Genomic DNA, 19313 nt, shown 5'->3' with positions numbered 1-19313 from the left:
CTCGACTCTACCTGGGCGGGGCACCGCACCGGATGCGGGGTTGTCCCGCGGCGGCGCTCCATACGCCTGCATACGCGCACGTACAGACGACACAGCGGATTCGCCCTTATCATGGCCCGCTTCGATTGCAACAAGCGGATGACCGCGTGACCGTATCCACCCTCGCTTTTGTCTTCCCCGGCCAGGGCTCGCAGTCTGTGGGCATGGTGGCCGAGCTGGCCGAACTGCACCCGCAGGTGCGTGAAGCCTTCACCGAAGCATCCGATGGTGCCGGCGTCGACCTGTGGGCGCTGTCCCAGGGTGGCCCGGAGGAAATGCTCAACCGTACCGAATACACCCAGCCGGCCCTGCTGGCCGCGAGCATCGGCGTGTGGCGTGCCTGGAACGCCTTGGGCGGTCCGCGCCCGTCGGTGCTGGCCGGCCACAGCCTGGGCGAGTACACCGCCCTGGTCGCCGCTGGCGCGCTGAGCCTGCATGACGGTGCGCACCTGGTGCGCCTGCGCGGCCAGCTGATGCAGGAAGCCGCACCGGCCGGTGTCGGCGCCATGGCCGCCGTGCTCGGCGCTGAAGACCAGCTGGTGCTGGACGTCTGCGCCGAAGCCGCGGGCAGCCAGGTGGTGGTGCCGGCCAACTTCAATTCGCCGGGCCAGATCGTGATCGGCGGCGACGCAGATGCGGTTGACCGCGCGCTGGCGCTGCTGGCCGGGAAGGGCGTGCGCAAGGCCGTCAAGCTGGCCGTGAGCGTGCCCTCGCACACCCCGCTGATGCGCGAAGCCGCCAACCGCCTCGCCGAAGTGATGGCCGGCCTGTCCTGGCAGGCGCCGCAGCTGCCGGTGGTGCAGAACGTGGATGCCCAGGTGCATGACGGTATCGACGCGATCCGTACCGCGCTGGTCCAGCAGCTGTACCAGCCGGTGCAGTGGACCGGATGCGTGCAGGCGCTGGCCGGCCGTGGCATCACCCGGATCGCCGAGTGCGGCCCGGGCAAGGTGCTGACCGGCCTGGTCAAGCGCATCGACAAGGCCATCGACGGCCGTTCACTGGCCACCCCGGGCGACTTCGAAGCCGCCCGCGAGGCATGGTCGGCCTGACTCCCCCTGTTCCTGCCGACCGTACCGGTGGCCGCTGCACGCGGTACGGGTACGGCGGCCGCCCCAGCCTGAGGAAAACATCATGAGCAAGCCCCTGCAGGGTGAAATCGCACTGGTCACCGGCGCCAGCCGTGGCATTGGTGCCGCCATCGCCGATCTGCTGGCCGCCCAGGGCGCCACCGTCATCGGCACCGCCACCACCGAATCCGGCGCTGCCGCGATCGGTGAGCGCCTGGCCGCCCACGGCGGCCACGGCCGTGCACTGAACGTGACCGACGCTGCCGCGCTGGACAGCGTGCTGGACGGCATCGCCAAGGAGTTCGGCCCGATCTCGATCCTGGTCAACAATGCCGGCATCACCCGCGACAACCTGCTGATGCGCATGAAGGACGAGGACTGGGCGTCGATCATCGACACCAACCTGACCAGCGTGTTCCGCACCAGCAAGGCGGTGATGCGCGGCATGATGAAGGCACGCAAGGGCCGCATCATCAACATCGCATCGGTGGTGGGCGTGACCGGCAATGCCGGCCAGGCCAACTACGCGGCCGCCAAGGCCGGCATCATCGGCTTCAGCAAGTCGCTGGCCAAGGAAATCGGTTCGCGCGGTGTCACCGTCAATGTGGTTGCTCCCGGCTTCATCGACACCGACATGACCAAGGCGTTGCCGGAAGAAGCGCGCACCGCGCTGATCAACGACATCGCCCTCGAACGCCTGGGTTCGCCGGAGGACATCGCCCATGCGGTGGCCTTCCTGGCCAGCCCGGCTGCCGGTTACATCACCGGCGAAACCCTCCATGTGAACGGTGGCATGTACATGCCGTAAGCAAGGGGCGCAGGGATTGCGCCGCAAGTGGTTGATCTGCTGAGGTTTTTGCTGCGATGCAAGGCCGCGCCGGTTTCCACTACACTATCCCACGGCCATCGCCTTTGATGGCGACCACTTTTGAACCACAACTCCATCTGGAGCGAGATCCCATGAGCACCATCGAAGAACGCGTCAAGAAAATCGTCGTCGAACAGCTTGGCGTCAAGGAAGAAGAAGTCACCAACAGCGCATCGTTCGTCGATGACCTGGGCGCTGACTCGCTGGACACCGTCGAGCTGGTGATGGCCCTGGAAGAAGAATTCGAGTGCGAGATCCCGGACGAAGAAGCCGAGAAGATCAGCACCGTGCAGGCCGCCATCGACTACGTCAAGGCCCACGTCAAGGCCTGATGTCAGACGGCAGTGCGCGTGCAGGTATTTCCTTGCCGCGCACCGCACCCCATGGGGCCGCTGTTGCGGCCCCGTGTGTTTGGGCATCACATCGAAGCAAACCGAGTTACCCGTAGAAATCATCCGGGTCAGGAGAAACAGCAATGAAGCGTCGCGTCGTCGTAACCGGCCTGGGTATCGTCTCGCCGTTGGGCAATGATCTGGCCAGCAGCTGGGAAGGCATCACCCACGGTCGTTCGGGCATCGGTCCGCTGACCAACGTTGCTGATGCCTACGTGGATCGGTTCACCACCAAGATTGCAGGTGAGGTCAAGGGATTCGACATCACCGCCGACAATGAACTGTTCGGCAAGTTCCGGGTCAGCGGCAAGGATGCCAAGAAGATGGACCCGTTCATCCATTACGGCCTCGGTGCCTCGTTCATGGCCCTGCATGATTCGGGCCTGGAGATCACCGACGCCAATGCCGAGCGCATCGGCGCCATCGTCGGCGCCGGCATCGGCGGCCTGCTCGGCATCGAAGAGCAGACCATCGAGTTCCACGAGGGCAAGAAGATCTCGCCCTTCTACGTACCGAAGACCATCATCAACATGCTGCCGGGCCAGCTGAGCATCATCACCGGCCTGAAGGGTCCGTCGTTCTCGGCGGTCTCGGCGTGCGCGACCTCGAACCACTCGATCGGTACCGCGATGCGCATGATCCAGTACGGCGATGCTGACGTGATGGTGGTCGGCGGTGCCGAGCGTGGCTCGTCGCCGACCGCGCTGGGCGGCTTCTGCGCGATGAAGGCCATGAGCACCCGCAACGATGCCCCGGAACAGGCTTCGCGCCCGTGGGACAAGGACCGTGACGGCTTCGTGCTGGGCGACGGCGCCGGCATCCTGATCCTGGAAGAGTACGAGCACGCCAAGGCCCGTGGTGCGAAGATCTATTGCGAACTGGCTGGCTTCGGCGCCAGCTCCGACGCGTACCACATGACCGCACCGAGCGAGAACGGCGAAGGCGCCGCGCGCTGCATGGTCATGGCCATGAAGGACGCCGGCGTGACCCCGGAGCAGGTGGGTTACCTCAACGCGCACGGCACCTCCACGCCGCTGGGCGACCTGGGCGAGACCATGGCGATGAAGACCGCCTTCGGCGACCACGCCTACAAGATGATGGTCAGTTCCACCAAGTCGATGACCGGCCACCTGCTGGGCGCTGCCGGCGGCGTGGAAGCGATCTTCTCGGTGATGGCACTGCAGGACAACGTCATTCCGCCGACCATCAACCTGGAACAGCCGGGCGAAGGCTGCGACCTGGACTACGTGCCGAACGAAGCACGCCAGGCCAAGGTGGACGTGGTGATGTCCAATGGCTTCGGCTTCGGCGGCACCAACGGCACGCTGATCTTCAAGCGCGTCTGAGTGGTGTTGCGACGTCGCGCCACGCTCGACGTCGCATTGGTAGAGTCGACTGTCAGTCGACTGCCTTTCGATCCGCCGCGGTGATCGTTGATGGGAAAGCAGTCGACTGACAGTCGACTCTACCCATCGGCAATCCGACAAACGGATCAACGCCGTGCACCACGGAGCCGCCGCAAGGCGGCTTCCGTGCATCTGAACTCCCGAACTGGCTGCCATGACCCACGCACCGCTGATCCACCCGCTGCCGCACCCGATCGATCTGCTGGCCCTGCAGCAGCACGACCCGGCGCGTTTCCCGCTGCTGATGGAATCCACCGCCTCGGGCACCGCCCAGGGCCGCTGGAGCCTGCTGCTGGTCGCGCAGGGCGATGGCCTGCGGCTGGATGCCGACGGCCAGGTGCGCGACCAGCACGACCTGGTGCAGCCCGGCACGTTCCTGCAGGCACTGGATCGCGCCTGGCAGCATGAGCGCCTGTCGCATGACGGCAGCCACAGCCTGCCGTTCCGCGGCGGCTGGGCGTTGATGCTCGATTACGAAGTGGCCAGCCAGATCGAACCGGTGCTGCCGGCGCGTGCTCGCGGGGATGGCCGCCCGACCGCGCTGGCGCTGCGCTGCCCGGCCGCGGTGCTGCACGACCACCACAACGAGGCCAGCTTCGTCATTGCCGAAGCCGGCGAGCAGGCATTGCTGGATGCGCTGGTGGCACTGGCCTCGGCCGCGCTGCCCGAAGCCGGGCAGGGCTGGCAGCCACCGCAGGCGGTCGGCGAGGACGCGCCGCAGCGTTTCACCGATGGCGTGCGCCGGGTGATCGAGTATCTGCGCGCCGGCGACGTGTTCCAGGTGAACCTGTCGCGGCGCTGGAACGCGCAGTTCGCTGCGCCGGTCAGCCCGCAGGCGCTGTACGCACAGCTGCGTCGTGCCAACCCGGCGCCGTTTGCCGGCCTGTTCAGCGCGCACGGCCGCCATGTGGTCAGTTCCTCGCCGGAGCGGCTGGTGTCGGTGCACGCCGGCCATGCGCAGACCCGTCCGATTGCCGGTACCCGTCCACGCTTCGAAGGCGACGACGATGCCGCGCGCATCCAGGAACTGGTCGGTCACCCCAAGGAGCGCGCCGAGCACGTGATGCTGATCGACCTGGAGCGCAACGACCTGGGCCGCATCTGCCTGCCGGGCACCGTGGTGGTCGATGAGCTGATGACCGTGGAGAGCTACGCGCACGTGCACCACATCGTCAGCAACGTCAGCGGCCATCTGCGCCCGGAGGTCACGCCCGGCGAGGTGATCGCCGCCACGTTCCCGGGTGGCACCATCACCGGCTGCCCGAAGGTGCGCTGCATGCAGATCATCAGCGAGCTGGAGCAGGTGCCGCGCGGCGCCTATACCGGCGCGTTCGGCTGGCTGAACCGCGATGGCGACCTGGACCTGAACATCCTGATCCGTACCGCCGAAGTGGATGGCCACGAGGTGAGCTTCCGCACCGGCGCCGGCATCGTGGTCGATTCGGACCCGGACAAGGAGCTGGACGAGACCCGCGCCAAGGCCCGCGGCCTGCTGCGCGCACTGGGCCAGCAGGGGTAGTGCCGGCCGCTGGCCGGCAACCTCATTCATCCGCGGTCCACGCGATTGCCGGCCAGCGGCCGGCACTACCGGTACCGGCGGGTGCCGTTGTTCCGGTGGGTGCCGACCGTTGGTCGGCACGGCTGCGTGGCCCCGGTCATGACCCCAATCCACCGGCACGGTATCCTGCACGACGGAATCGAGTTCAGAGGTAGTCCATGGCGGGAGCCAAGCGCGGGTGTCTGTTCGTGGTAACGCTGGTGGTGGTGCTGGGCGCCGTCGTGGCCGGCGTGGGCGCGTGGTTCTTCTACCAGCAGACGCGTTTCGCCGATGCCCCGATCACCCCGACTGCCGAGAGCATGGTCATCGCCAGCGGCGATGGCATGAACAGCGTGCTGCGCAAGCTGCGCGATGCCGGCGTGGACGAGGGCCAGGACACCCAGTGGCAGCTGCTGGCGCGTCAGCTTGATGCCGCCGGCAAGCTGAAGGTGGGCGAGTACGCGCTCAGTGGCGACCTGACCCCGCGCGAGCTGCTGCTGCGCATGCGTGCCGGCAAGGTGCTGCAGCACCGCGTCACCATCGTGGAGGGTTGGAACATCCGCCAGCTGCGTGCCGCGCTCAAGCGCGCCGAGCCGCTGCTGCACACCACCGACAATCTCGATGACGCCGCGCTGATGCAGCGTCTCGGCTTCGGTGGCCAGCATCCGGAAGGCCGCTTCCTGCCGGAGACCTATGTCTACCAGCGTGGCGACAGCGATCTGGACGTGCTCAAGCGCGCCCATGCCGCAATGGAAAAGGCGCTGGACGAGGCCTGGGAAAGCCGCGCGCCGGACCTGCCGATCAACACGCCCTACGAGCTGTTGACGATGGCCTCGATCATCGAGAAGGAAACCGCGCTGGCCAGCGAACGCCCGCAGATTGCCGGCGTGTTCATGCGCCGCCTGAAGATCGGCATGCGCCTGCAGACCGACCCGACCGTGATCTACGGCCTCGGTGCCGCGTATGACGGCAACATCCGCCGCCGCGACCTGACCACCGATACGCCGTACAACACCTATACCCGTGCCGGCCTGACCCCGACCCCGATCGCGATGCCCAGCCGCGACGCGCTGATGGCGGCCGCGCAACCCGCGGCGGGCGACGCGCTGTACTTCGTCGCGGTGGGCGATGGCAGCGGCGCGCACGTGTTCTCGCCCAGCCTGGACCAGCACAACGCCGCAGTCGCCCGCTACCTGCAGCAGCTGCGCCAGCAACGTACCCAGGAGACCCCGGCGCAATGAGTCCCGCGCTGCTTCGCCACCCGCGTTTCGTCAGCCTGGAAGGCGGCGAGGGCGCGGGCAAGACCACCGCCATCAATGCCATCCGAGACTGCCTGCGCAGCCACGGTCATGAGGTGGTACTGACCCGCGAGCCGGGCGGTACGCCGCTGGCCGAGCGCATCCGCGGCCTGGTGCTGAAGCCCGATGCCGAGATCGCCGCCGAACCGCTCAGCGCCGAAGCCGAGCTGTTGCTGGTGTTCGCCGCGCGCGCGCAGCATGTGCGCCAGGTGATCCAGCCGGCGCTGCAGCGCGGTGCCTATGTGCTGAGCGATCGTTTCACCGATTCCAGCTATGCCTACCAGGGCGGTGGCCGTGGCCTCGACCCGCAGTGGATTGCCGATCTGGAGCGCCGCGCGGTGGGCCTGCTGCCGGGCCTGACCCTGCTGCTGGACGTGGACGTGGCCGTCGGCCGGGCACGCGCCAATGGCCGTGACCTGTGGCCGGACCGCATCGAGAGCGAACAGGATGATTTCTTCCAGCGCGTGCGCGAAGTGTTCCGCAGCCGCGCACAGCAGGACCCGCAGCGCTTCGCGTTGATCGACGCCGGCCAGGAGCAGGCGCGCGTGGCCGCCGATGTGGTCGCGCGTGTCGAGCGCTGGCTGCAGGACGGGGAGGGCGCATGAGCACGTTTTCGCCCTGGCAGCAGCGCGCGTTCGACCAGACCGTGGCCGCGCTCGATGCCGGTCGCCTCGGCCATGGCCTGCTGATCTGCGGGCCGGCCGGGCTGGGCAAGCGTGAGGTGGCGCTGGCATTGGCCGACCACGTGCTGGCGCGCGGTGATGCCGCGCATGCCACGCGCACGCGCCAGCTGATCACCGCCGGTACCCATCCGGACCTGCAGCTGGTCAGCTTCATTCCAAACAAGAGCGGCGACAAGCTGCGCACCGAGATCGTCATCGAGCAGGTGCGCGAGATCACCGACAAGCTGGCGCTGACCCCGCAGTACGGCGTGGCGCAGGTGGTGATCGTGGACCCGGCCGATGCGATCAACCGCTCGGCGGCCAACGCGCTGCTGAAGACGCTGGAAGAGCCGCAGCCCGGCCGCTACCTGTGGCTGATCAGCAGCGACCCGGCGCGCCTGCCGCAGACCATCCGCAGCCGTTGCCAGCGCCTGGAATTCAAGCTGCCGCCGCAGCACGAAGCGCTGGCCTGGCTGCAGCAGCAGGGCCACAGCGAAGCATCGGCGCGCGAAGCGCTGGAGGCCGCCCGCGGCCATCCCGGCCAGGCCGACAACTGGCTGCGCGAAGACGGCCTGAGCCTGCGCCGCGAAGTCGGTCGAGATCTGGAACAGCTGGCCGCCGGCAAGACCGGCGCGGTGGAGCTGGCGCAGAAGTGGTGTGGTGACGACAACGCGGCGCTGCGCCTGCGCTTTGCCGCCGACCTGGCGCTGGCCCAGGCCAGCACCGATGCCTTGACCACGCCGGAGCGATTGCACAAGCTTGCAGCCTGGTTCGATGCGGCCAACCGCACCCGCGACCTGCTGCGCACCACGGTGCGTGCAGACCTTGCGGTGGTCGAGTTGCTGCTGGCCTGGAACAAGGTGAACGAGCGGCCTGCCGCAAGGGGAAATCGATGAGTGCCAGCAACGCCCGCCAGGGCATCCTGTCCCTGGCCGTGAATGACAAAGCCGCGCTGTACAGCGCGTACATGCCGTTCGTGAAGAACGGCGGCATCTTCGTGCCCACGCCCAAGCGTTACTTCCTCGGTGACGAGGTGTTCCTGCTGCTGACGCTGCCCGATTCCAGCGAGCGCCTGCCGGTGGCCGGCAAGGTGATCTGGGTGACCCCGGCCGGCGCGCAGGGCAACCGTACCGCCGGCATCGGCGTGCAGCTGGCCGACGGTGCAGAAGGCGAGGGCGTACGCCACAAGATCGAGACCCTGCTGGCCGGCCTGACCGGTTCGGACAAGCCGACCCACACGATGTGAGGTAGCGCCGGGCCATGCGGCTGCATGCCTCGAAACGCCCGTGAACACCAATGTGAAAAAGTGTTGACGGCCTCTGAAAAGCCCCTATAATGAGCGGCTCAGCAACACACCGGGCGGTTAGCTCAGCGGTAGAGCATTGCCTTCACACGGCAAGGGTCACAGGTTCGATCCCTGTACCGCCCACCATGTTGCAGAACGAAAGAAGCCTCCAGAAATGGGGGCTTTTTTGTTGCCTGGCCATCAGCGCGGCCTTCCGGCATCGTTGGAAGCGCGACTCACCGGCTCCCTCAACCGCGCGAAGCGCTCGGGGGACGCACTTCACCGATGCGGGCACAGGATTCCATCCATGCGCTGTTCCGTGGTTCACGGCCGGCGTACTCTCGAGGCAGTGCCGTGCCCCCATTCCCTGGAGTGCCACCATGCCGCTCGCCCGCATCGATCTTCGCAAAGGTAAATCCGCCGACTACCTGCAACGTGTCGGCGAAGCCATCTACCAGGCCATGCGCGCGGTGGGCGTGCCGGAGAACGACCGCTTCCAGATCTTCCAGCAGCACGACGCCGGCACGCTGATCTACGACCCCGGCTATCTGGGGGTGGACCGCACCGACGATTTCATCTGCATCCAGATCACCTGGAACGAAGGGCGTACGCTGGAGCAGAAGAAGGCGTTGTACGCCGGCATCGCCGATGGACTGCACGCGGCGGTGGGCATCCGCCGCGAGGATGTGTTCATCAATCTTGTTGAAGTAAAGAAGGAGAACTGGTCGTTCGGCAATGGCGTGGCGCAGTACGTGAGTTGATGCGCGGAAAGCACCACGCATGGCGTGAATCTACACTTCGCTGCCGACCTGTTCGCCTTCGCTGGCCGGGGCATTGCTGGCCGCTTTCACTGCGTCGGCGCTGTTGGGTTGTTCGCATTCGATGCGGGTGATAAAGCCCTCGCTGCCGATGCTGTGCTCGGCACGCTTGACCAGCCACTGGCCATCCACGCCCTCGCGGAACCCCTGCATCACCACGGTGGCTTCGGCCATCAGTGTTTCGCGGCCGGGCAGGGTGTAGCTGAGCGTCCGCGTCTGCCGTGCCTGTTCGCGATGCTTGGCGCGCGCCGCCGCTTCTGCGCTCTCCCGGTCGGCATAGGCCATGCGCAGGCGCATGATCGGTTCACCGCTGCCGACCTTCACTTCCTGGCGCTTGGCACTGCGCACGTCGCGGTAGTACGCAATGGTGGTACCGGCATCTTCGCGTGCGGCAAGGCTTACCCGGTAGTCGCTGCCATCGGCCGGGGTGAGGGTGACATCGGGAATGCGCTCGCCGCTGGCGCTGGTGGATTCGCCCCGCTTCACGAACACCAGGCGCCCGCCTCCGGGCTTGGCGATGGCATCGTGCTGTTTGGCCAGGCGCAGCAGCAGGTTCATGTCCGACTCCTGCGACTGCACCGTCAGCGGCAGCACGATGGACGCCAGCGATGCGCTCACCGCTGCGTTCAGCCCATGCTCGCCGGCCATGCGTCGCACCATGTCGCCGATCGTGGTGCCCTTCTTCCAGGTGCGTGTCTTCTGCGTCTGCAGGTCGCTCTTGCCCCCCTTGCTGGTCTCGAATGGTGCCGCCCGGGCGCGCAGCGTCATGCTGCCGGGAAAGCCGGAGATCTCCACCTCGTCGCAGATGTACAGGCCTACGCGCCGCACTTCGCCGTCATAGCCGATGAAGGCCTCCAGTTCCGCGCCAACCGGTGGCAGCTGGATCGGATCGGACGGATCGTGGTCGGCCAGCTGCAGTTCCAGCGTGTCGGACGTGTTGCCGGTCTCGTCGGTGATGCGCAGCGACTTGAAGCGCGCCATGATCTTGTCGGTGATGTCCTGGCTGTTGGCCACCACGCGGAAGGCCGGTGTGATGTTCAATCCCACAGGGCGACTCCCTTGCGCTCGCTGGCCGGGCGCTGCACCTCCGGCAGGGTGATCGCTACGCCGGCAGGCAGTACCGGGCCGCGTGCGGCCAGGCCCGGGTTGGCATCGAACACCGCGCGCAGGATGGCCGGTGACTGCTCGCCATAATGCGCGTACGCGATACGGTCTACGACGTCGCCGTCGCGGGTGCTATACGTTCGTGCCATTGCTGTGCTTCCGCAGTGAAAGGGTGAATTCCTGTTTCAGGATCGCGCTGTCGGCGGTGAACTCGCTGGCGGTGGCATCGATCTTCTCGATGACCCACAGGCCCAGGTTGCCGCCTTTGCCGGTCAGCAGTCGATGAGGCGTGCCCTGCGCGGCCAGCTTGCGCAGCTGTGAGAGCTCGTTGCCGGCGCCGCGGAACTGGTAGTAGATGACGCCCGGCAGGGTCATGCTGGCTGAGCCCGGTCCGGTGTACTGCAGGGCCGCCATCTGGCCGATGCGGTCCTGCGCCTGCCAGCGATACTCGTTGGATTGCTGGATCTCCCGGAAGACCGCGGTGTTGAGGCTGAACTTGAAGCCGCCCAGCATCAGCAGGACCGGGGCGTTGCCGGAGTCATTGGCTTTGAACTGCGACAGCAGCTTGTCCACAGTGCCGGTTACGAATTCGCGTTTCATGCTCAGTTCCTGTCTGCCAGGCCACCACGGGCGGCAACCGCGTTGCGACGCTGCAGCTCGTCGGCCGTGCGGCGCGCCACCGCCTCGCTGGATTCGCCTGGCTGCTGGTGGATGGTGATGTTGTTGGTCTGTTGCTGCTGCACGGTGGTCGGTGCGCGCATCGTGGGCGAGGGCATGTCCGGCGCACGGCGTCCCTGCGCGCCGCTCAGCTCGGCCATGCGGCGGTTCAGGCCATCGTTGTCGTTGGTGCCGACCGCGTACGCCACGCGCGCCATGTCGCCGATGCCACCACCGCCGCGCGCCTTCATGCCGCTGTAGATGTTGGCGGCGCCCACTGCGGTCTGCAGCCCGCCCTCGGCGACCTCCAGCGCTTTGTCGTTGGCAGCCCCTACGCCACCACCAAGCTTGTCCATGAACCAGCCGACGCCTTCTATGACTGGCTTGAGCTTTTCCAGGATGCGGTCGAACGCTGCGGTCGCCTTCTGGCTGATCGACTCCCAGATGTTGCCAAGGGTTTCGTTGATGAAGCCGGCGACGGTGCCGAGCATCTCGCCCAGCCACACCACCGCCCCCACCACGCCGCCGATGACCTGGATCACCAGCCGGAAGTTGGTCAGCAGCGCCTCACCCACCAGCGAGCCGATCTGGGCGACGCGTGACAATTCATTGCCGGTGTACTGCGCCGGCTCCAGCATCTTCGACAGCCAGTCCCAGGCCTGGCCGATCAGCCCGCTCATGACTTCCCAGGCGGGGCGCAGTGGTTCAACCGCGCGCATCAGTTCACCCATCGCTGCGGTGCCTGCACCGCTCAGGCCTTCCCAGACGCCGCCCAGGAATGCCTTGATCGGTTCCCAGTACTTGCGCACCAGCAGGGCGCCGGCGGTGATGGCGGCGACCGCAACGGCGATGGGGCCACCGCCGATGGCACCAATGGCAGTTGCGACGATGCGGAAACCCGATGCCAGGCGCATGGCCATCGGCCCGAAGCGCCCCAGCTGTGCCAGCAGGCTGCCGCCACGGAACAGCTGGATGGCCTTCTGCACGCCCAGGATCGGGCCCTGCAGGAAGGTCCAGGCATAGCGAGCGCCGAGTACCGCCGCGCGCATGCCCAGCATGCCGACCACGATCTGCGTGGTGTTGGCGATCAGCTTCGGGTTTTCCTGCACGAACGAGGTAACCCCGTTCAACAGCTCGGTCAGCTTGACCGCGGCCTCGCCCACCGCGGGCAGCAGCGCCGCACCGAACGCCTTGGACAGGTTGTCCACGGCGATCTTGGCGCCTTCGATCTTCTGCGGATCGGTCTGCATCGCGTCGGCATAGGCCGCATCGGTGGTACCCGCCGATCCATTCAAGGCCTTGTCGCGGACACGGATGTAGGTGTCCCAGTTCTCGATCATGGGCTGGACGAAGTTCTTCGCCTGTGCATCGCTGAACAGGGTGCCGATCTTCTTCTGGTCGCCCGCAGTCGCCTGGATGATCCCCTGCATCGCAGCATCGAAGGGATTGCCGCCGCTGGTCTGTGCATCGCCGATGATCTTGCGCAGATCCAGGTTCAGGCTCTTCTTGGCCTTCTCCTGAATGTCCGGCGAGAGCACCTCGGACATGAAGCTCTTCATGTTGCTGGCGGCCTTGTCGGCGCCACCTGCCGAGTCCAGCGTGGCTTCCAGTGCCGCACCCAGCGTAGCCGCCGCCGATGTGCCCTGCAGCTTCATCGCCTCGAACGAGGAACCCAGCACCGGCAGCACCTGGGCCATGTCCTTCAGGCCCAGGCTGCCCTGCTGGCTGTTCACCACCAGCACGTCCAGCGCGTTCTGCATGCGCGAGGGATCGATATCGAACGACTGCTGCAGGGCGGCCGCAGCTTGGGCCACATCATCGATGCTGGCACCGGTGACGGTGGTGGTCCGTCCAACGGCGCCGAGGCTGGCCTGCGCGGACTGTGCGTCCATGCCGGCCGCGACCATCAGCTTGATCGATCGCTGCAGATCGTCGGCGCCCTGGTTGGTTGCACGCGATTGCTGCAGGATCGCCTGGCCGAGCGCACTCACCTGCGCGCGGCTGAGGTTGGCTGCCACGCCGATCTGCTGGTTCTGGCGGGCGAAGCCGGAGGCGTTCTCGACCGGCTTGGCCAGTGCGGTGACGGCGGTGCCGAGTGTGCCGCGCGCTGCCTTGAACGAGGCGCCGAGTTTCTCGCGCTTCTCCAGGTTGGCGGTGCGCTTGGCTTCGACACGCTCCAGCGCTTCCTGTGAGGCGCGCAGCGCATCGGCCTGCGCGCGCATGCGGGTGTATGCGGTGCCCGACTTCTTCATCGCGGCGAGCTTGAGCTCCAGCTTGCCGGCTTCATCGCCGAGGCGCTTCACGCCATCATTGGCGAAGGACAATGCGTCCTTCAGCGACTTGGACACCTCACCGCCGATCGTGATCGTTGTCGTTTGAACGTTACTGGCCATGTACCGGCAATCCCTGAATCCACCAGATGAACTTCGACACCCGCAGTGTCATGATTTCGCGCAGGCCCCAGCCGGTATGACCGGCCAGGGCGAGCGCTCCCTGCCTGATCTGTGGCAGGGTCAGGTGGTAAAAAGCGCGACGCCTGCCTGCAGTCGTGCGTAGTCGCGCAACGGCATCTTGCGCACGTCCTCTGGCGAAATCTCGCACAGGTTGGCGATCATCCGCACTTCGCGCTGTGCATCGCTGCCCTTGTCGTCCTGGTAGCGCTCCATGTCTTCCACGGTCGGCTCGCGCATGCGCAGCACGGCGGTTTCCATGCCATTGACCTGGCGGGGACGGGTGAGGGTGATCTCGGCGAAACCATCGCGCTCGATGACGGTGTCGGTGGGGGTCTTGGTCTTGCTGGACATGGATGCGTTCCTGGAATGCGATGCGGTGCGATGGATGCGGGGGCGCGAGGCGCCCCCGGGTTCTTCGGTGCGGCGTGGGCTCAGATGCCCAGCGCGCCGCGGATGCCGGCCAGGACGTCGACGCCACCCTGGCGGGCGATCATGTTGACCACGTCGATCTCCTGCACTACCTGGGCACCATGGGTCAGCTTGTAGTAGCTCAGCGCCAGGCTGACCTTGATCGTGCCCTTCTCGCCGACCTTGGTTTCGCCACGGTCCAGCAGCTTCACCTTGCCGCGCATGTTGTGCACGACCTGGGTCACTTCGCCGTCGTCGCCTTCCAGCGCCTCGCGGGCGGTGAAGCCGTATTCCTTGCTTTCGATGACGTGGAACTTGCTCATGATCTCCGCGTCGTCGGAGGCGAACTCGACATCGGCGGTCAGCTTTTCATGGCCGAGCACGATCTCGGTCGGGGCGAGCATGCCGCCGGCTTGGAAGTCCTCGGTCTTCAGCGACAGCTTGGGGGCGGTGAAGGACATCACGCTGCCGGCATAACCCTTGCCGTCGACGTAGAAGTTGAAGTTTTTACGGATCTTGCGCGCCATGCTTAGAAGATCTCCGAGACGTAGTTGTTGTTCATGTGCATGCGGAAGGTCAGCTGCTCACCCGGGTAGGTCGGAGTGAAGTCGAAGTCCCAGTAGAAGCGGCCCTGGGCCACGCTGTCCGCTGCGTTCAGTTCCGGGTCGATCCAGCAGTTGCCGCCGAGGATCGCGCCCTGGGTCTTCAGGCCGCGCAGGAAGGCATTGACGCCCTCGCGCACGTCATCGACGTAGGTCTTGCTGATGCCGCGGTCGACGGCCCACAGGTGGGCGGCTTCCAGGCTGTCGGCGATGATGTCGGCGGTGCGCACCACGCACAGGAACTGCCACTTCGGATCGATGCTGGTGGTGCGGTTGCCCCACAGGCGGAAGCCCCCTTCGCGGATGACCGTGGCCACGTTGGCCTGGTTCAGCAGGTTGGCGCGGCTGGTGGCATCGGACAGGCCGAAGTCGATCGCACGCGCGGTACCGACCACGCCGTTGAGTTCCAGGTTCGACGGCGACGCCCACCAGCCGCGCTCGTTGTCGCTGCGGGCGATGGCACCGGCCACGGCACCGGAGGCATGGCGGGTGACGATGGCATCACCGGACTGCACCAGCAGCGCGGGGTCGACCACGTAGACGCGCTTGGAGCCGGTCAGGGCGGCGGTGGACTTGGCAGCGTCGTCGTTGCTGTTCGGGCCATCCTTGATGATCACCGCACGCAGCTTGTCGGCGATGCCGAGCAGTTCCGCTACGACCGGGTTGGCCAGCACGGCCTCCGGCTTGGCCGGATCGGCCGGGTGCACATGGGTGAAGCCGGGTGCGACCAGGATGCGCGGCTTGACGCCGACGATGGACTTGGCGGCCAGCAGCGCATGCACGCCTTCGTAGGCGCCGGTCTGGGCATTCACGCCGCCCAGCACGTTGGCCAGGGTGGCGCTTTCATTGGCGCCCTTCTCGACGCGGACCACGACGACGACGGCACTGGACTGGTCGAAGATCGTGTCGAGCGCACCGGGCAGGGTGCCGGCATCGGTGCCGGTGGTCGCCGACAGCTTGGCGGCCTGCGACGGCGAGGTCACCAGTACGGGCGTGTTGATGGGGAACGCTTCGGTGTCGGCCAGCGGTGCGGTGCCGACGATGCCGATCACGCTGCTGGAGGCGATGGCAATCGATCGGGCACCGGTATCGATGTTGACGACCTGTACGCCATGGAGAAATTCGGTCATTCGGGGTTCTTCCTCGGTGTGGGTGTGTGCCGGCTTGTGCAGGCGACGGGGTAATGTTCGGAGAATGTGGCGGTCGCGATAATTGCAGCGGTGGCCCGATGTGTAATCAGTACCAGCCCGAAACGGCGACGTTGGCGTATACGGTTGAAACCTGAGCGGGGCTACCGGAACGACGGAGATGAACGGCTATCTCAACCGTGATGCTCTCGTACATGGAAGATGCCGCAGGAATGCTGATGGATACGGTTGCCGAGCGCGATGTCGCAAGTGAGGAGAATGACGGTGCGCTTGTGCTGAACGAAGCAGCACCTGTGTTGCTGGCCGTGAACTGCACTTCGTACTGGCTGGGGTTTGCACCCGCCGGTGCCCAGCGACCGGAATCCACCTGGGCGGTGGCATCGTTGCCACCGCCGTAACTGTTGCTGTGGACGGTGAAGTTGCCGTCGGACAGCAGGCTGATCTGCACCGACGCCGTGACATCGCCGAATGAGTTTGTTTTGGCGCCATTGCCGGCTGAGTAGTCCTTGCCATGGAAGGGCGGCCGGTAGCTTGCGGTGCCCCGGGCCGCCCACAGGTTGGACACGTCCATTCCGTTGATGCGATGGCCTACGTCGGCACGCTTGCTGCCGTACTGGATGTGGGCATAGCGGCGGCTCAGGTCGCCGCCGCCGATACGGCGGCCCGAATCCTGCGCCAGTGGACCTTCAACGTACGGATCGAACAGGTCGTCAAAGTCGACACCGGAAGAGCGATATCCGCTGGGCATGTCAGCGCTCCGCTTTCAGTGCGCGCACTTCGGCGGCCAGTTCCTGGATGGCCTTGGCCATCACCGGCAGCAGCTGGTCGAGCTTGACCGATGCCACGCGCTCACCCTGGAACTCGACGCCTTCCAGGTCGACCGCTTCCGGCACCAGTTCGGCCAGCTGCTCGGCGACGAAGAACAGGCGACGGCGACCGTCGTCGTTGTATTCGGGCTTGTAGTGACCGGCCGCCAGTTCCATCTTCTCTACAACAGCCAGACCGTAGGAGAGTTCGCCATCGATGTTCTTCAGCTTGCGCGAAGATCCGAAGTCGTAACCACCCGTCGTAGTGAGCGCGCCGTTACCACCAAGGATCATTGCTGCACCCATGCTGTTCGGATAGGTGCTGATGCCCCACTGCATGGTGCCGGCGGCCATCCACCATCCACCCTGGATGGAGTTGTCCAGCATGCCGAATCCGCCGCCAAATGAACCCTCCGAAGTGAAGCCAAAACCTGTGATGCCGGTGGCGGGGTTAGTGAACTCCGGCGTAGTGGTCACTTGTCCCGAGTTGGACATGCGGATACCACGTCGCAACGAGGGGTTGTAGAAGTGGAAGCCGTTGCTGATCGCATGCATTTCCGCGAAGCTGCTGCTGTCACCGGTGACGGCTTCAATCGTTGTACGTGGATAGCCGTTGAGAGTCTGCGAGTGGAATCGGATGCCTGGCTGGGAATCGCCCGCAGCACGGAACAATGACGGCCCGCTCGCGAAAATTCCGGAGTTGAAGTTGTGCCGCGTGCCGTAGTAGTTCATCGGCACATATGCATCGACAGCTGGGTTGGTACCCATGATGCACGGGAAGCCGTCCCCGGAAACAGTGATGCGAACTTTATTGCTGGCTGCCGGGCCAGCGGTGATGTGCGAGAGATTCTTCAACTCGCCGGTCATCGTGTCGCCGGCTTTGCTTACCTTGCTTGCTGGATCGAAATTGCCGCTGGTCCAAACAGTGCCGCCCGCGTTGAGCATGGCGGTGTATCCGCCTGCCGCGTTGGCGAAAGTGAAGTTCGAGCCGTTCTTGAAAATGTAGGAGTTGGTATCGCCGAGCACGAGTACGCCGTCGTTGGCCACACCATTCCATCCATAGGAACGAAGCGAGTTTCCATTCACGCCGACGTGTCCAGTGAACGTCCCGCCACTCTTGTCCATCTTCGCTTCAGGCGCGAAGTTCCCGGCATGCCACATCGGCGAGCCGTTCCAGCGCGGCGTGTCGCCATGCTTGATGGTGATTTCGCTGCTGGCACTGCGGTCCGCGCTCCATACGCGCCACAGGCTGGAATTTCCCCAGCCGCCAATGAAGGACTGTTCGGCACCGGCGGCACCGAAGCCCAGCAACGGATACGTGCCGTTGATGAACTGCTGGTCGGTGAACGTGTTGCCGCCCCTGGACGCCTTGCCATCCAGTGCCGACTGCAGCCCGGTCACATCGGCAATCACATGCTTGTGGCCCACGGTGGCGAAGTCACCGGCCAGGGCGAACTCGGAGGCGTGCTTGCCATCCAGTGTGTCGGCGTCCAGGCCGTTGCCATGCCCGGTGTCCTTCAGTGCGGCGCTCTTCAGTTCCAGCGCAGTGCGCGCCGCCGCGGTGTTCGCCGCAGACAGCAGTGTCTTCGCCAGCGCGGTCGGGGCGCTGGCGCCGAAGCGCTTGTCGGTGTAAGCACGCATGCCACGCGGAGTCACCACGCGCTGGGTGTCGGTCGCATCTTCGGCTTCGGTGCTGGTGGCCAGCTCGACCACGCCGACGACCTCGGTGGTGGCCGGTGGATAGAGGAAGCCGGCATCACCGAACTGGATCTGCGTCGTGTCGATCCCGCTGAAGCGTGTGTCGGTGGCCAGCAGCAGCATCGATGCGGCCGACTTCTCCATGATCGGATCGGCCTGGCCGTAGCTGGCGAACAGCGTACCGTCAGCCAGGTACAGGCCGAAGCCGCGCAGCGTGTAGGAGGTGGCGCTGTCATCGCGGATGGTGACGTGCACGGTGTCATCGCCCACGGCCTGGCCGCCGAAGGTGGCGACGCGCTTGATCTCGCCGGGCAGTGCAGTGAGCCCCGCCGACGGCACGAAGGCGGTCGAGGTCAGGCCGATCTGGGTGATCAGCACGGCGTTGGTGCCGGTGTTCGGCGGATTGACCAGCTTGGCGAAGCCGGCATCGGTGATTTTCAAGCGCATGCGGGGGTTACTCTCCGATCAGTTGAAGGCGGCGGAAGGCCGTGGCGTGGGCGGCTGCAAGTGCGCCGATGGCGGCGTCGGCCTGCATGCCCTGGGTAAAGGTGAAATGCGAGCGCACCGGCTTGGTCCGGGTGATTTCGCCGATGACGTCCTCGACGAACATCGCCGTGGCGGACTGGCCATCCTGGTTGGCGATGGTCATCACCGCTTCGAAGGTGTGCGGCGCGCCCTTGGGCTGCAGCTGCCACCACTCGCGGATCAGCACCGATCCACCGAAGGCGGCCACCACGTCGCGCACGCTGCCGGCGGTGCCCTTGCGTCGCTGGATGGCGATGGCCGTACGCACCCGGGCGCGCTTCACGGCCTCGGGCCAGTAGGCCTTCCATTCGTCCACCGACAGCGCCCAGGCCAGCCAGGGCAGCAGCGCGGTCGGACAGCGATCGGCATCCCACAGCGCGGTGATGTCCACCGGCAACGGACGTGCGACGATGGCGCGGGCAAGCGCGCGCTCGGCGTGGGTGGCGTTGGCGGGAAGCAGGTTCGCCGCCGAGGGCACCACCACCTGGGCGTCACCATCGATGACCTCGCCGGGCGCCGGTGCAGCGGCCAGGGTGA

20 protein-coding genes and 1 tRNA gene are annotated in these 19313 nt (G+C 66.0%); 11 read left to right on the top strand and 10 right to left on the bottom strand.

From position 1 onward, the window contains the following. Window positions 1-146 precede the first annotated feature (146 nt). From fabD to AC5P78_RS05540, 11 genes are all read left to right on the top strand, one after another. Window positions 147-1091 carry an ACP S-malonyltransferase gene (gene fabD, locus AC5P78_RS05590; RefSeq protein WP_049419366.1) on the top strand — a complete coding sequence of 315 codons (945 nt, stop codon included), beginning with the start codon at window positions 147-149 and terminating at the stop codon, window positions 1089-1091. 82 nt (window positions 1092-1173) lie between these two features. Continuing rightward, window positions 1174-1917: a 3-oxoacyl-ACP reductase FabG gene (gene fabG / locus AC5P78_RS05585; RefSeq protein ID WP_005408312.1), complete on the top strand. Its 744-nt coding sequence runs from the start codon at window positions 1174-1176 to the stop codon at window positions 1915-1917. 152 nt (window positions 1918-2069) lie between these two features. Next, a complete protein-coding gene (acpP, locus tag AC5P78_RS05580) occupies window positions 2070-2309 on the top strand; it encodes an acyl carrier protein (protein WP_005408313.1) in 240 nt (79 codons plus the stop codon). Window positions 2310-2452: 143 nt separating this feature from the next. Continuing rightward, entirely contained in the window at window positions 2453-3715 is a 1263-nt protein-coding gene (gene fabF / locus AC5P78_RS05575) for a beta-ketoacyl-ACP synthase II (RefSeq protein ID WP_012479290.1), read from the top strand. A gap of 214 nt (window positions 3716-3929) precedes the next feature. Next, complete coding sequence (locus AC5P78_RS05570; RefSeq protein WP_012479291.1) at window positions 3930-5294, top strand: aminodeoxychorismate synthase component I; 1365 nt, start codon at window positions 3930-3932, stop codon at window positions 5292-5294. Window positions 5295-5491: 197 nt separating this feature from the next. Continuing rightward, the gene (mltG, locus tag AC5P78_RS05565; protein ID WP_012479292.1) at window positions 5492-6553 is read left to right on the top strand and encodes an endolytic transglycosylase MltG; all 1062 of its coding nucleotides are present in this window, start codon (window positions 5492-5494) and stop codon (window positions 6551-6553) included. Continuing rightward, window positions 6550-7215 carry a dTMP kinase gene (gene tmk / locus AC5P78_RS05560; RefSeq protein WP_005412450.1) on the top strand — a complete coding sequence of 222 codons (666 nt, stop codon included), beginning with the start codon at window positions 6550-6552 and terminating at the stop codon, window positions 7213-7215. The genes mltG and tmk overlap by 4 nt, the downstream gene beginning before the upstream one ends. After that, window positions 7212-8168 carry a DNA polymerase III subunit delta' gene (locus tag AC5P78_RS05555; RefSeq protein WP_012479293.1) on the top strand — a complete coding sequence of 319 codons (957 nt, stop codon included), beginning with the start codon at window positions 7212-7214 and terminating at the stop codon, window positions 8166-8168. The genes tmk and AC5P78_RS05555 overlap by 4 nt, the downstream gene beginning before the upstream one ends. Further along, window positions 8165-8518, top strand: coding sequence for a PilZ domain-containing protein (locus AC5P78_RS05550; protein ID WP_414498228.1), 354 nt, complete (start codon window positions 8165-8167; stop codon window positions 8516-8518). Before AC5P78_RS05555 ends, AC5P78_RS05550 begins: the two co-directional genes overlap by 4 nt. 111 nt (window positions 8519-8629) lie before the next feature. Further along, window positions 8630-8704: transfer RNA gene (locus AC5P78_RS05545), tRNA-Val, on the top strand. 233 nt (window positions 8705-8937) lie between these two features. Then, window positions 8938-9318, top strand: coding sequence for a tautomerase family protein (locus AC5P78_RS05540; protein WP_005408320.1), 381 nt, complete (start codon window positions 8938-8940; stop codon window positions 9316-9318). Between the two features lie 30 nt (window positions 9319-9348). Here the strand turns inward: AC5P78_RS05540 and AC5P78_RS05535 are convergent, their stop codons facing one another. The 10 genes from AC5P78_RS05535 to AC5P78_RS05490 all read right to left on the bottom strand — a co-directional run bounded on the left by AC5P78_RS05535 (window position 9349) and on the right by AC5P78_RS05490 (window position 19254). Next, a complete protein-coding gene (locus AC5P78_RS05535) occupies window positions 9349-10422 on the bottom strand; it encodes a phage late control D family protein (protein ID WP_049397149.1) in 1074 nt (357 codons plus the stop codon). Beyond that, window positions 10413-10628: a tail protein X gene (locus AC5P78_RS05530; protein WP_005408322.1), complete on the bottom strand. Its 216-nt coding sequence runs from the start codon at window positions 10626-10628 to the stop codon at window positions 10413-10415. The genes AC5P78_RS05535 and AC5P78_RS05530 overlap by 10 nt, the downstream gene beginning before the upstream one ends. Then, the gene (locus AC5P78_RS05525; RefSeq protein WP_005408323.1) at window positions 10612-11079 is read right to left on the bottom strand and encodes a phage tail protein; all 468 of its coding nucleotides are present in this window, start codon (window positions 11077-11079) and stop codon (window positions 10612-10614) included. The genes AC5P78_RS05530 and AC5P78_RS05525 overlap by 17 nt, the downstream gene beginning before the upstream one ends. 2 nt (window positions 11080-11081) lie before the next feature. Then, window positions 11082-13529: a phage tail tape measure protein gene (locus tag AC5P78_RS05520; protein ID WP_012479295.1), complete on the bottom strand. Its 2448-nt coding sequence runs from the start codon at window positions 13527-13529 to the stop codon at window positions 11082-11084. A gap of 120 nt (window positions 13530-13649) precedes the next feature. Then, window positions 13650-13940 carry a phage tail assembly protein gene (locus AC5P78_RS05515; RefSeq protein ID WP_012479296.1) on the bottom strand — a complete coding sequence of 97 codons (291 nt, stop codon included), beginning with the start codon at window positions 13938-13940 and terminating at the stop codon, window positions 13650-13652. Between the two features lie 80 nt (window positions 13941-14020). Continuing rightward, window positions 14021-14524: a phage major tail tube protein gene (locus tag AC5P78_RS05510; RefSeq protein ID WP_005412457.1), complete on the bottom strand. Its 504-nt coding sequence runs from the start codon at window positions 14522-14524 to the stop codon at window positions 14021-14023. A 2-nt stretch (window positions 14525-14526) separates the two neighbouring features. After that, window positions 14527-15729, bottom strand: a complete 1203-nt coding sequence (locus AC5P78_RS05505) for a phage tail sheath C-terminal domain-containing protein (RefSeq protein ID WP_024956112.1) — start codon at window positions 15727-15729, stop codon at window positions 14527-14529. 106 nt (window positions 15730-15835) lie between these two features. After that, window positions 15836-16495 (bottom strand): hypothetical protein, encoded by a 660-nt coding sequence (locus AC5P78_RS05500; RefSeq protein ID WP_111173608.1) that lies wholly within the window; start codon window positions 16493-16495, stop codon window positions 15836-15838. Window position 16496: 1 nt separating this feature from the next. Further along, a complete protein-coding gene (locus AC5P78_RS05495; RefSeq protein WP_414498229.1) occupies window positions 16497-18698 on the bottom strand; it encodes a tail fiber domain-containing protein in 2202 nt (733 codons plus the stop codon). A gap of 7 nt (window positions 18699-18705) precedes the next feature. After that, on the bottom strand, window positions 18706-19254 hold the full coding sequence (locus AC5P78_RS05490; RefSeq protein ID WP_134948479.1) for a phage tail protein I: 549 nt from the start codon (window positions 19252-19254) through the stop codon (window positions 18706-18708). Window positions 19255-19313 lie beyond the last annotated feature (59 nt).

The organism is Stenotrophomonas sp. YJH_SMC_133 (assembly GCF_059370655.1).
This window is presented reverse-complemented; position numbering and strand designations above follow the sequence as displayed.